Consider the following 12356-nt stretch of genomic DNA (forward strand, 5'->3'; position numbering starts at 1 on the left):
TTCAGGGAAAAGAGGAGACCCCGCATGCCGACCAGCACCGCCGTACGCAAGCTCGAGGAAGGTCCGTATCCGCAGCTCGACACCGTGATCGAGCAGGTGGTCAGGGCCAATGCCGACCGCAACGATCGCGAAGGCCGCTTTCCGCGCGAGAACCTGCTGGCGCTCGCCGAGGCCGGCTGGACCGGCGTGCTGAACGCGCCGCGCTTCGGCGGGCTCGGGCTCGGCCATGTCGATTTCGCGGAAGCTGCCTATCGGATCGGCCAGGCCGATGCCTCGACCGGCCTCGTCTATGTCATGCATGTCGGCGCGGCCCAGACCATCAACCTGTTCGGCTCCGACGACCAGAAGGAGCGCTGGCTGAAGGCGAACAACGGCACGCTGCTCGGCACCTATTCGACCAGCGAGCGCGCCACCGGCGGGCACTGGTGGTACAACCTGTCGGAGGCCTCGCGCGACGGCGACAATTACAGGCTCAATGCCGAGAAGTCGTTCACGACGAGCTCGGGGCAGGCCGACTTCTACGTCGCGCAGACGCGCACGCCCGGCGCCGAGGACCAGGCCGACATCATCTTCTTCATCGTCGACGGCAAGGCCGATGGCATCGAGTCGCGGCCATGGGAGGCGCTCGGCGTCCGCGCCAACCATTCCGGCCCGATCCGCTACGCCAATGTGCTGATACCGCAGCGCGACCGGCTCGGCGCCGAAGGGCAGGGCAAGGAGATCATCTATGACGGCGTGTCGCCGGTCTACCTGATCGGGCTCGGCGCGGTGTGGGAAGGCCTGGCGCGCGGTGTGCTCAATGCCGCGGTCGCGCATACGACCGGTTTCGTGCACAAGGACAGGAACAAGAGCCTGTCGGACTATCAGGCGATCCGTCAGGAACTCGGCGCGGCCAAGGTGCTGGTGGAGAGCCTGCGGCCGTGGCGGATCGAGCTGGCCGAAAAGCTCGACGAGCTGTGGCGGGCGGGACGGCCGCAGAGCGAGATCCTGATCCCGCTGACCGAGTTCAAGGTCCATGCCGCCGAGGTCGCCAACAAGGTGGCCTCGTCAGCGCTGACCGTCACCGGCGGCTATGGCTACCACCGCGGCCCGATCGAGCGCGCTTTCCGCGATGCACGCGCCGCGATCGCGATGGGGCCGTCCAACATCATCGCACGCGAATGGATCGGCAAGGCGCTGGTCGGCCTGCCGCTGGAGCTGTTCTACGAAGGAGGAGAGTGACGGCGCGCCGCCGCGGTCAGTCGACCGTTGCGATCTCGAGCGCGATCTCGTCGAGGACGGCCTGCTCGGCATCGACAGGCTCGGTCCGGACGCTCTCGCGCTCGGCATCTTCGCCTTCGAGGTCGTCGAAATCGCTTTCGTCAACCTCCTGGAGTTCGTGCTCCTCGGCTTCCATGGCTTCGGCGACCAGCTCTGCCGCGACCAGCGCCTCCGTGGCCTCCGCCGCGGCCTCGTCTCCATCAGCGGGGGATGAGACCTCCCGCGTCGTTGCCTGGAACCAGGACGAGAATTTCTGCGCCAGGCCCGCCTCGAATGCGGCGAGATTGAAATCCTTGCCGTCATCGTTCACGATGACGACCTGCCAGCCCTGGCTTTCCAGGACGCGCGCGTTGGCGAGGACGATCAGGGCACTCTCGCGCTGTTTGCGAACTTTTTGGTTATCGCGCTCCGCGATCATCGTGTACGCCATGACCTGCCTCCCTCACGCCCACACTCGGAACCGCCGCTAATACGCCGCCAGACTGTGCGCGGGGCGGGGCCGCAATGCGGTCCGGTCGTGACGATTTGGCGGCGCGCACAAGTTCCTGCCGTGACGGATTTGTCCGCACATGCCTCGCGCTGAGAGTCGCAGCTGCAACAGCCGGCAAAATTCTGGTGCACGGAGAAACGCGCGTGTTGAAGGCGCGTATCGACGTGTCATGATTTGATTCTGCGGCGGCGGCGCTGCTTCGCGGGGAGCGGGCAGCGGGGGTGGATCGAGGCAAACAGCAGGCAATGTGGGGGCGACGATGCGGACTGATCTGTTCAGGATACCGAACTTGACTCTTGCGGCCGCAGGCTTGGCGGCCTGTGTCGCAATGCTGCCATCGGCGAGCAGCGCCTTCACGGAAGACGATCAGCGCCGGCTCTGCACCGGCGACGTCTTCCGGCTGTGCTCGTCGGAAATTCCCGACCGCGACCGCATCGTGGCCTGCATGCAGCGCCAGCGCGCGAGCCTCAGTGCCGGCTGCCGCAGCGTGTTCGGCAAACCGACCGAGCGCTCGGCTTCGGTCTCGGTGATGCGATAGTCGATCCCTAAACGCCTCGGCGCGGTGGTCGCGTGCCGACGTCCCGCCGTTTGCGCTCGCCCCTCGCGCCGCGGGCGGGAAGTCTGCGCGCTGCAGGAGCGAGGGCCGTTCGGAAGACAGAGGCGGGCATGCTACTCTGGCTCGAACATGCCATCCGGAGGTGACCTGCCATGAGTTTCCGTATCCTGGTGCTGTACGGCTCCTATCGCTCCGATCGGATGGGCATCCGCCTTGCCCATTTCGTCGTCGAAGGCCTGCGCGCCAAGGGCGTGGATGTCGAACTGATCGATGCCAAGGCGGTCGGCCTTCCCATGCTCGACCGCATGTACAAGGAATACAAAAAGGGCGAGGCGCCTGCGCCGATGGAAGAGCTGGCGGGGAAGATCCGCGCGGCCGACGGCTTCGTCTTCGTCACCGGCGAATATAATTGGGGCCTGCAGCCGGGGCTGAAGAACCTCACCGACCATTTCCTGGAGGAGTGGTTCTGGCGTCCGGCGGCAATCGCAAGCTATTCCGCCGGCCGTCTGTCGGGCGCCCGCGCCGCCACGGCCTGGCACGGGACGCTCTCGGAGATGGGCATGGTGGTGGTGTCGAGCACGCTCGCCGTCGGGCCGATTGCGCAGACGCTGTCGGCGGATGGTGAGCCGACCGGCGAGGCGGGCAAGGCGCTGGCGCACGCGTTTCCGCGCTTCGCCGACGATCTGTTGTGGTGGGCGGAGGCTGCGACAGCCCAGCGCGAGCGAAAGCCGCCGCCTTATTGAGAATTAGATCGGCGTTTCGAGCTCCGTCATTGTGATCGAGGCAATCCAGATTCGTTTCGCCGAGGAACGCAAACTTGTTGCGCCGCCTGTCTTCATCCCCATTTTGCCACGTAAGGGGAGCAGGAGAAATTCGTATGCCGTTCGCCACTCATCGCGGACAGCGCCTTCACTACACCGTGGATGGTGCTGGACCGCTCGTCGTTCTGCAGCATGGCCTGTTGCTCGACGGCGCGAGCTGGCGACGGTGCGGCATCGTCGACGTGCTGGCGCAGGACTTCCGCGTTGTTTGCGTGGATTCTCTCGGCCATGGCCGCAGTGATAAGCCGGCTGATCCTGCGCTCTACGCGCAGGATCAGCGCGCGGGAGACATTGTCGCCGTGATCGATGATCTCGGCTGTGAACGCGCGCATGTCATTGGCCATTCCATGGGCGGCTGGCTCGCGGTCGGCGTCGCCAAGGATTACGCCAGCCGGTTGTCGTCACTCGTGGTGGCTGGCTGGAACCTGATGAGCGGATTGGCGCCGGGCACGAACGGGCCGGTCACTTTCGACGGCTTCATGAAATTCGCCCGAGCGACGGCACCTAAGCTGACGGAATGGGTGACGTCCGAGCACGAGGCGGGCGTGCGTGCCTGCTTCGAGGCACTCTACGAGCTGGAAGGCGCGGAACAGGCCGTGCTCGGTCTTACGCAGCCGGTGATGTTGTGGAACGGCCGCCATGACCCGGCGCATGATCCAATGCAGGCCTTTGCCAAAGCACACGGCCTGCACGACCTGTCGACTGAAGGCGATCATCTCGGCATGTTGTTCAGGCACGGCGCTGAAGGCGCACGAGGCCTGCGCGCCTTCCTGCACCGGACCTCATCCGACTAGGCAATCTGTGTCAGCGCGACGGCTCCGCGGCGCCGCTGCTGACCGATTTCTGCCGCGCTGGCGCGCTGGCACCGGGCTCCTGGCATGGCAGCTCGGTCCAGGTCCCGTCCGGCGCCTGCTGATAGGCACGGCAGGGCGATGACATCGCCTGTTGATCGTCGGTCTTTGGTGTCGGGGAATTCTTCGCCAGCGCTGGCGCCGCCGCAACGAGGGCCGCCAGCGAACCGGCGAAGATCACGTCGGTGATCCGCATCTTCCGGGTTCTCCTGCTCGAAGCGGTCACGATTTCAGAAGAGGATTATGGAAAATTTTAGGCAATGCCGGCTTGGCGCCGCAGTCTGGTGAATGGGGCCGGGATTACCGAGGCCTGAAAAGGGAACCGTCGCGGCCATGAAGCCGGCTTAGACTCGCTCAAAAGCCGGTGTGGGCTGGTTTCGCTGCCCCGCAGGGAAGGGGTGTGGAGCGGATGTCCCGGCGGCTCGGCAGCAGCGTTCGAACAAGTCGTCGCGTGTCGAGTATTAACCCAATGACCACATCCCGATTGCCTTCTCTCATTGCTTTGCGTGCTTTCGAGGCGGTGGGGCGTACCGGCAGCGTGCGCTCAGCCGGAGACGAACTCGCAGTCAGCCATACCGTCATCTCACGGCACCTGCAGAACCTGCAGCGAAGCCTTGGCGTGGGGCTCGTCCGGCCGGTCGGGCGAGGCATCGCGCTCACCGGTGTCGGCCAATTGTTTCATGCGCAGGTGAAACAGGGCTTCGACATCATCGCGCGCGCCACGTTGATGGTGCGGCCTGCGTCGCGACCGACCCTGAAGATTTGGTGCATTCCAGGCATCGTCACCCGGCGCCTGTTGCCGCGACTGCCGGAACTGACGGGACCACCGCACCATTGGGACATCAATCTGCAGCCGACGCTTTCGCGCCCCGACTTGGCGCGCGGCGAGGCCGATGCCGAGATCGTGTATGCCGACAAGGTCGACACCAATGGTGCGCTGATGGCGGAAGCGCTGCTGCGCCCGCGCGTGTTTCCGGTGGCAAGCCCTGCTTACCTCGCGCGCCATCCCGACATCTCGACATTGGCAGGCCTTGCGGCGGCCGCACTGAACTACGAGGAAACCACCGAGCAATGGGAACGCTGGTTTACCCTGGCCGGTCATTCCGAGTCGGGCTCGTTGCAGGGGCAGACGCTGTGGCACACCCATCTTGCGATCGAAGCGGCTCGGTTCGGGCACGGTGTGGCGCTCGCCAACGACATTCTCGTCGACGACGATCTGCGCTCCGGAGCATTGGTCGAGGTTATTCCATCTTCAATCTATATGGGCTCCTATCAGCTCGTTGCGCTCAAGGAGCGCTGGGATGAACCTACGATCGTCGCGCTGCGGCTGTGGCTGAAGACGGTTCTCGCGGAATAGCTTTGGCGCGTGCGGCGAAGCGAAGCACCAGCCGCGCTGGCGACGCATGGGTGAATGCGCGCTGCGCAATTCGCAGCTCGCGCAGCCGCCTCCGATGAGCGGATATTGGTCACGCCGCTCAAGGCGTGCACAGCCTTTGCGTAAGCGCTGAGCGCCTCGACGCCGGCCGGCGGTCGAGCGCGCCCCGATCATCGCCAACGAAGCCGGGCACTGGTGGACGCCGGGCCAACGATGCTGGATAAGTGCCCTGCTGTGTCATGCTGATGGCAGAGTTGAAGCGAGCGGCGAGGGGCGAGGACTGTGACGGACAAGACGGCAGCGGTGCCGAACGACGTGATGGAGCGGCTGCGTGCCGCGATCGATCGGAATTTTCAGGATCAGGTCGCATTCCTGCAGAAGCTCGTGCAGTTCAGGAGCCTGCGCGGCGAGGAGGCGCCGGCGCAGGATTGGCTCGCCAAGCAGTTCGAGGCGCGCGGCTACAAGGTCGATCGGTTCAGCCTCGCCGATGTCGATCTGGCGCGCCATCCGAAAGCCGCACCGATGGACGCCATTGCGCTCGAAGGCTCCAAGCAGGTCGTGGCGACACTCGAGAGCGATGGCAAGGGCCGCAGCCTGATCCTGCAAGGGCACGTCGATGTGGTGCCGGAAGGTCCAGCGGACCTCTGGGCCGATCCGCCCTATGAGGCCATCGTTCGCGATGGCTGGATGATCGGCCGTGGCGCGCAGGACATGAAGGGCGGCGTCTCCGCGATGATCTTCGCGCTCGATGCGATCAGGTCGGCCGGCTTCCTGCCGGACGGGCGCATTCATCTCGAGACCGTCACGGAAGAGGAGAGCACCGGCAATGGCGCGCTCGCGACGCTGATGCGCGGTTACTCCGCCGATGCCTGCCTGATCCCGGAGCCGACCGGTCATACGCTGACGCGCGCCCAGGTCGGCGCGGTCTGGTTCCGGCTGCGGGTGCGCGGCGCGCCGGTGCATGTCGCCTATTCCGAAACCGGCACCAGCGCGATCCTCTCGGCGATGCACCTGGTGCGCGCGTTTCAGGACTACACCGCCGGGATCAACGCCAGGGCCGCTGCGAACAAGTGGTTTGGTGCGGTCAAGAATCCCATCAAGTTCAACGTCGGCATCATCAAGGGCGGCGATTGGGCGAGTTCGACGGCGGCGTGGTGCGAGCTCGACTGCCGGCTCGGCATCCTGCCCGGCGAGACGCCTCAGCAGGCAATGGCCGGCGTCGAGCGTTGCCTGGCCGAGGCACAGGCGGGCGACAGCTTCCTGTCGAGCAATCCGGCCGAATTGATCTGGAGCGGCTTTCAGGCCGATCCTGCCGTATGCGAGCCCGGCAGCGCGGCGGAAGCCGCGCTCGCCGCCGTGCATGAGCGCGTGTTCGAGCGACCGCTGGAAGACCGGCTGTCCACTGCGGTCAACGATACCCGGTACTACACGGTCGATTACGGCATTCCGGCGCTATGCTATGGGCCGTACGGCATAGGTCCGCATGCCTTTGACGAGCGCGTCGAACTCGACAGCGTGCGCAAGACCACCTTGAGCATCGCGCTGTTCATCGCCCAATGGTGCGGTCTGCGTGCGGCGGCATCGAGCGATTGGTCGCCGGTCGCATGATTTCCGTCGCTTTTCTCAGTACGCCGGGTCTGATGGATCCGCTGGAGCCATTGCTTCGGCGCGAGCTGCCCGGCCTTACCTGCGCATCCTGGCCGGAAGAAGCCTCGCGCGAGGCCGAGCTTGCGGTGTGCTGGAAGCCGCAAGCCGGCGCGCTCGCCGCGATGCCCAATCTGAAGCTGATCCATTCGATCGCGGCCGGCGTCGACAACATCCTCGCCGATCCGAGTGTGCCGGACCGGCCGGTCTGTCGTATCGTCGATCCCGACATCAGCGTTGCGATGACCGAATTCGTGCTGTGGAGCACGCTGTATTTCCACCGCGATTTCGACCGGGTGATTGATAATGCGCGGACCGGTGCCTGGCATCGCTATGCGCAGCGGGCGCCGCAGGATACGCGTGTCGGCATTCTCGGGCTCGGTACGCTCGGCACCGATGCGGCGCGCCGGCTGGTCGATCTCGGCTTTTCGGTCAGCGCCTGGTCGCGCTCGGCCAAGACAGCCGATGGCATCAGGACCTTCAGCGGTGCTGCGGCGCTCGATGCGTTCCTCGGCGAGGTCGACATACTGGTGTCGCTGCTGCCGCTGACGCCGTCGACCCTGGGGCTGCTCAACGCCGAGCGCCTGAGCCGGTTGCCGAAGGGGGCCGCGCTCGTCCTGTGCAGCCGGGGCGAGCATCTCATTGCCGACGACCTGGTTGCGCTGCTGCGGACGGGTCACCTGCGCGGGGCCGTGCTCGACGTGTTCGAGCGCGAGCCGCTGCCTGCAGATCATCCATTGTGGCGCGAACCAGGCGTACTGGTGACGCCGCACATGGCCGCGATCGCCTCGTGGACGGTGATTGCTCAGCAGATCGCGGAGAATGTCCGCCGGCTCAAGCGCGGCGAGCCCCTGCTTAACGCGGTCGATCGCGCTCGCGGCTACTGAGCCGAACGTGGGCGCCGCGGCCAAGTGTCAGCGGCGGCGTCCGTTCGCAGTCTATTCGAAGGTCTGCACCGGTGGCGCGCTCGGGCCCTGAGCCTGAGCCGGAGCGGCCGAGGGGGCTGCGGCGACCGGCGGCCGAGCTGCTGCGACCGGAGCGGACACTGGAGCCTCTGTGCGGGCCTCGGCGCGCGCCTCGCGCGCTGGTCGCCGTGGCTGCTGCCTGCTGGCATGCGAGCGGCGGAAACCCCAGGAGCGGGCAATCGACGGGCCTGCGGTATAACCGACTACGGCACCCGCGACCGCGCCGACGGGACCGAACACCACGGCTCCGGACAGAGCGCCGAGCGCGGCGTCACCGCCGCGGTGCTCATCTGCCATCGCGACCGGCGCCGTCAGTGCAAGCGCCAGTGTCGCTGCGGCCATCATCCGCATCCCGCTCATGATCATGAAAGTCTCCCCGTCCTTATCGGCGGCGAGCAATACGCAGAAATGTGGCGAGAAGAGTGCAGGATCGAGGGTTCGAAAAGCGCCCAGTGTGGGGCTAGCAGCCGGCGCCCGTCTCGGTGCCGTGCTTCGCGCGCCATTTCGGGCCCGGCCCGCGCATGTAGTGGCGTTCCGGCCGGTAAGGGTCCCGCGCCAGCGCGACCAGCTTCTGCCAGCGTGCGGTCAGAATGCGCAAGCGATGAGCCAATGGCGAGCGGGTCAGCATGGCGGCCTCACTGCATGCGGCCGAGCACCGAGGCGAAGGGAACTGCGAAAATTTCCTCGCCGAGATCGTCGGAGACGTGAACCACCCATTCACGCCAATCTTCGTCGCCTTCGGTCGTGATCAGAGAGCGCATCACGCGCGCGGCGTGATCGCGCGCCTCGGTGAGATCGAGGACAGCAGCTCCCTGCCGATCAATCAGGACCTCGTCGTCATTGGAGCAATGGAAGAAGACCTGCGCCATATCCGTCTCCTGCTCGCCAAGCGAATCATCAGTGCAGAATTAGCAGCGCCGTGCGATCAGCGAAATTCGGTGCCACCACGTAAGGTGAATTACGGACCGCATACCATCAGCGGAACCGATTCGGGATGTCGCGACGGAAGGGAACCTGATCTCGCGTCTGCCAGTTAGAAGCGATCAACAGCCGAATCGCTGCTGTTGGAACTATGGAGCAGCGCCATGATGTCGGAAACGCAAATCCATACAATCGCGCGGCGAATGATGGAACAGCACGGCCCTCAGGCGATCGCGCAGGCAGCGCAGCAGGCACAAGCCTGTGAGAGCAAAGGCGAGGCCGACGAGGCCAAGGAATGGCGCCACATCGCAGATGCCATGAAGATGATGCGGGGGCCGCACCAAAGTTAGCAACGAGGTCTGGACGTAGGACCGCATGACGCGAGCCGAGGCGGAACATTCTGCCTCGGCCGAGATTCGGCGTGGCGCGTTCTCCACCGTCAAGCGCGATGATCGAACGCCGCGGACAATCTCATCCTGGTTTCCGACCCAATTTCAACGCAAGAATCCCACCGAAATGATTCGGCAGCGGATTCGCCGCGGCCTGACGCGATCGCGGCGAGATGTCGCCAAAGGGATATTCGATGGTCTTTTTCAGGCGTGAGCTCAGCCCGGTCGAGATTTTCGAGCGAGCGTTGAAGGACAAGCACGCGGCGCGCCACAAGCTGAAGGAGCGGTTGCTCCTGGCCGAGAAGGCGCTGGACGAAAAGCGCCTCGTGGCCGAACGGCTGGCCAAGGCAGGCGCGAGCAATGGCCAACTCGATCGCGCCGAGGCCAAGATGCAGGTGGTCGAGGACAAGGCGAAAGCGCTGCGCGCCGCAGTGGCCGATTGCGACGAGCAGATCGTGCTCGCCGAGCGCGCGCTGGCCGATGCGATCGCGCAGCGCGATCGCGACCGGGCCGCGAACGAGATCGAAGCGGTGGCGGGGGCGATCGAGCAGGCCGTGCCGCGGTTCGAGATCGGGGCCGCCGCGCTGATCGACGCCGTCACCCGCAGCAAGGCGGCGCTGAGCGAGGCGACGCGCTTTGCGGCTGACGTGGACGAGATCAGGCGGGAAGTGCTGGCCGCGGCCGAACTGATCTGTTGGGAATTGCGCTCGGCCGCGGTGCGCACGCGCGTCGGCAATGCCAACGTCGCCTTGCTGGCGCCACCTGAGACCAAGCAGCTTCCGCCGCCCGAGAGCGACCGGCAGATGATCTATACGCTGAGCCCGCTCAGCTGGCGGGAAGGCGAGGAGGTCCGGCGCGTGGCGGCCTTCACGATGGCGGCATTGCCCAAGACGTTGCTCACGGCGGCGCTGCAGCATCAGCATGTCGATTATCTCAACGCACGGCGGGTGCAAACGCTGATGCATGTCCATGGCAGCGGGCAGCAGCAGGTCGAACCGGGCGCGGACGATCCAGCCCTGGTTGATCTGGACGCGTTGGCTGTCGCCGGGCAGGCCGCGCCGCAGGCCGACGTCGCCTGAAGGCTGGCTTGAGCGCTGCGGCGCGTCCGTGCTGCTGCTGGTGGCATGACGGCGCTTGCCGGGAGTCTCAATGGCGCAAGCGCCATTCGCTCGGGAATGTCTCGGGGCTCTCCCCCAAGTGCCAGCGGCACAAAGCCGCAGCCGGCGGGGCTACCCGGACCAGCCGTTGCATCCGCTAACCCGGTGACCGGCCGTTAGCTCTTTTAGCAACGAGATCTCCGTAGACTCCCGGCGGCATCATCCAGGTTGTGGCCGGAGGGACCAATCTCGGCTATGTTCCGTAGGCGGTGGACGAAGGGGCGGGAGCGAACGCGTCAGGCTGGCTGAAGCGGGGCAATACCCAATGATGACGTTACCGGAGCTCGCGGCCACGGCATTGGAGCAGTTTCTCGGCTCCTATATGCGGCGTCGTTTCGGTTCGTCGAACACGCAACTCTCCGAAGTCGTGCCGGCCGCGGCGCGGATAGCTCTCGAATGCATCGGCAACAGCGATGCGCTCTATCACAACGTCGAGCATACGCTTCTGGTGACGCTCGCCGGACATGAGATCCTGCGCGGACGTGCGCTGCATAGCCATTTCACCGCGGACGACTATGCGCATGTCATCATCGCCTGCCTGTTGCACGACATAGGCTATGTCCGCGGCTTGTTCGCGGACGATGACGAGGACGGCTACGTGATGGACGAGCCCGGCCGCAAGGTCCGGCTGCCGCGCGGCTCCTCGGATGCGGGGCTGATGCCGTACCACGTCGACCGTTCCAAGCTGTACGTCATGAAGCGGATCGAAGGTGTGGCGCCGCTCGACAAGGAGCGCATCGCGCGCGCGATCGAGGGCACACGCTTTCCGCCCCTGGCCGGGCAGCAGTTCGACGAGGAGCAGTCGATCGTGCGCGCCGCAGACCTGATCGGACAGCTTGGCGACCCCAACTACATCCGCAAGGCCAACGCGCTCTATCACGAGTTCGAGGAGGTTGGGATCAACCGGCAGCTCGGTTACGAGTCGCCCGCCGATATCGTGGATCGTTATCCTCAGTTCTACTGGAACAGCGTTGCCCCGCATATCCAGACCGAGATCCGCTACCTCAACATGACCTCGACCGGACGGCAGTGGATCGCCAACCTCTATGCCAACGTGTTTCGCGCCGAGCGCGAGATCTCGCTGTCGGGGCCGCAGACCTGAGTCGCGAGCCCGCCGCGCCTTCGGCCTCAGGTCAGGGCGTTAGCGCCTGCCGCCGACTTCGTCGATATGGCCGAGCAGATCGGCCGGGTCCTCGTAGACGCGAATGGCCCCGGATTGCCGCAGCTCTTCCGAGCCATAGCCGCCGCTGAGCAGGCCGACCCCGAGCGCGCGGCAGCGGGTGGCTGCGAGCATGTCCCAGATGCTGTCGCCGACGACGATGCAGCGTTCGATCGCCACGTCGAGGCGTGCCGCCGCGGCCAGGAACAGGTCGGGATCGGGCTTGGCGTAGCGCACCTGGTCACGGGTCACCACGGGGCATTGGTGCGGATCGACGCCCAGCGCCGCGAGATTGATCGCTGCGGTTTCCATGCGACCGCTGGTCGCGATCGCCCAGGGAATGTTGGAATCGGTGAGGAATGTGAGCAGTTCGCGCGCACCGGGCAGGGGCCGCACCTTGTCGCCAAGTTGCCGATAGGCCTCGGCATGGGCCCGCCGCAGCCGTTCGATCCGATCCGGCTCGATGGCTACCCCGGTCTCGCGGAGCAGCTGGTTGGTGAAGAGGCCGCCGCTCATGCCGATCTTGCGGTGGATGCGCCACACCGAGAGCTCGATGTTCTCGGCGTCGAGTGCGCGCTTCCAGGCGAGGACGTGCTGGTAGACGCTGTCGACCAGCGTGCCGTCGAGATCGAACAGAAAGGCGGTTTCCATGCGCATGGCAGGTCTCCTTATCAGGGGGCGCCGTGATGCAATGCGCAAGACGGCGCGTTCCTGCCTAGCAGAGATCTCCAACGGTTCGATCGCTTGCCGGCCCCGGCCCCGTCACGT

Annotated in this window: 16 protein-coding genes; 10 read left to right on the forward strand and 6 right to left on the reverse strand. The window is 65.7% G+C overall.

The window, feature by feature from the left end:
- Window positions 1-24 precede the first annotated feature (24 nt).
- On the forward strand, window positions 25-1221 hold the full coding sequence (locus QX071_RS15575; RefSeq protein WP_315703595.1) for an acyl-CoA dehydrogenase family protein: 1197 nt from the start codon (window positions 25-27) through the stop codon (window positions 1219-1221).
- A 16-nt stretch (window positions 1222-1237) separates the two neighbouring features.
- On the opposite strand, the gene QX071_RS15580 is transcribed toward QX071_RS15575, so the two are convergent.
- On the reverse strand, window positions 1238-1690 hold the full coding sequence (locus QX071_RS15580; protein WP_315703596.1) for a hypothetical protein: 453 nt from the start codon (window positions 1688-1690) through the stop codon (window positions 1238-1240).
- Between the two features lie 349 nt (window positions 1691-2039).
- Here QX071_RS15580 and QX071_RS15585 point away from each other — a divergent pair, with 349 nt between their 5' ends.
- From QX071_RS15585 to QX071_RS15595, 3 genes are all read left to right on the forward strand, one after another.
- A complete protein-coding gene (locus tag QX071_RS15585; RefSeq protein WP_315703597.1) occupies window positions 2040-2288 on the forward strand; it encodes a hypothetical protein in 249 nt (82 codons plus the stop codon).
- A 170-nt stretch (window positions 2289-2458) separates the two neighbouring features.
- Window positions 2459-3049 (forward strand): NAD(P)H-dependent oxidoreductase, encoded by a 591-nt coding sequence (locus QX071_RS15590; protein ID WP_315703598.1) that lies wholly within the window; start codon window positions 2459-2461, stop codon window positions 3047-3049.
- Between the two features lie 74 nt (window positions 3050-3123).
- A complete protein-coding gene (locus QX071_RS15595) occupies window positions 3124-3921 on the forward strand; it encodes an alpha/beta hydrolase (protein ID WP_315729499.1) in 798 nt (265 codons plus the stop codon).
- 10 nt (window positions 3922-3931) lie between these two features.
- On the opposite strand, the gene QX071_RS15600 is transcribed toward QX071_RS15595, so the two are convergent.
- Window positions 3932-4174 (reverse strand): hypothetical protein, encoded by a 243-nt coding sequence (locus QX071_RS15600; protein WP_315703600.1) that lies wholly within the window; start codon window positions 4172-4174, stop codon window positions 3932-3934.
- Window positions 4175-4447: 273 nt separating this feature from the next.
- Between QX071_RS15600 and QX071_RS15605 the strand changes: the two genes are divergently transcribed.
- The 3 genes from QX071_RS15605 (at window position 4448) to QX071_RS15615 (ending at window position 7884) form a co-directional block, all read left to right on the forward strand.
- Complete coding sequence (locus tag QX071_RS15605) at window positions 4448-5335, forward strand: LysR substrate-binding domain-containing protein (protein ID WP_315703601.1); 888 nt, start codon at window positions 4448-4450, stop codon at window positions 5333-5335.
- Window positions 5336-5635: 300 nt separating this feature from the next.
- Window positions 5636-6961, forward strand: a complete 1326-nt coding sequence (locus tag QX071_RS15610) for an ArgE/DapE family deacylase (protein WP_315703602.1) — start codon at window positions 5636-5638, stop codon at window positions 6959-6961.
- Entirely contained in the window at window positions 6958-7884 is a 927-nt protein-coding gene (locus tag QX071_RS15615) for a glyoxylate/hydroxypyruvate reductase A (RefSeq protein WP_315703603.1), read from the forward strand. Before QX071_RS15610 ends, QX071_RS15615 begins: the two co-directional genes overlap by 4 nt.
- 51 nt (window positions 7885-7935) lie before the next feature.
- Here QX071_RS15615 and QX071_RS15620 read toward each other — a convergent pair whose 3' ends face one another.
- From QX071_RS15620 to QX071_RS15630, 3 genes are all read right to left on the reverse strand, one after another.
- The gene (locus tag QX071_RS15620; RefSeq protein ID WP_409977703.1) at window positions 7936-8328 is read right to left on the reverse strand and encodes a hypothetical protein; all 393 of its coding nucleotides are present in this window, start codon (window positions 8326-8328) and stop codon (window positions 7936-7938) included.
- A 94-nt stretch (window positions 8329-8422) separates the two neighbouring features.
- On the reverse strand, window positions 8423-8590 hold the full coding sequence (locus QX071_RS15625) for a hypothetical protein (protein WP_315703604.1): 168 nt from the start codon (window positions 8588-8590) through the stop codon (window positions 8423-8425).
- A gap of 7 nt (window positions 8591-8597) precedes the next feature.
- Window positions 8598-8831, reverse strand: a complete 234-nt coding sequence (locus QX071_RS15630) for a DUF6894 family protein (protein ID WP_315703605.1) — start codon at window positions 8829-8831, stop codon at window positions 8598-8600.
- 216 nt (window positions 8832-9047) lie between these two features.
- Between QX071_RS15630 and QX071_RS15635 the strand changes: the two genes are divergently transcribed.
- The 3 genes from QX071_RS15635 to QX071_RS15645 all read left to right on the forward strand — a co-directional run bounded on the left by QX071_RS15635 (window position 9048) and on the right by QX071_RS15645 (window position 11531).
- A complete protein-coding gene (locus QX071_RS15635) occupies window positions 9048-9233 on the forward strand; it encodes a hypothetical protein (protein WP_315703606.1) in 186 nt (61 codons plus the stop codon).
- Window positions 9234-9466: 233 nt separating this feature from the next.
- Window positions 9467-10351 carry a hypothetical protein gene (locus QX071_RS15640; protein WP_315703607.1) on the forward strand — a complete coding sequence of 295 codons (885 nt, stop codon included), beginning with the start codon at window positions 9467-9469 and terminating at the stop codon, window positions 10349-10351.
- A gap of 343 nt (window positions 10352-10694) precedes the next feature.
- Window positions 10695-11531 (forward strand): HD domain-containing protein, encoded by an 837-nt coding sequence (locus QX071_RS15645; protein ID WP_315703608.1) that lies wholly within the window; start codon window positions 10695-10697, stop codon window positions 11529-11531.
- A 39-nt stretch (window positions 11532-11570) separates the two neighbouring features.
- Here QX071_RS15645 and QX071_RS15650 read toward each other — a convergent pair whose 3' ends face one another.
- Entirely contained in the window at window positions 11571-12245 is a 675-nt protein-coding gene (locus QX071_RS15650) for an HAD family hydrolase (protein WP_315703609.1), read from the reverse strand.
- Between the last annotated feature and the right edge of the window lie 111 nt (window positions 12246-12356).

The organism is Bradyrhizobium sp. SZCCHNS1022, from assembly GCF_032484835.1.
In the GTDB taxonomy this organism is placed as follows: domain Bacteria; phylum Pseudomonadota; class Alphaproteobacteria; order Rhizobiales; family Xanthobacteraceae; genus Bradyrhizobium.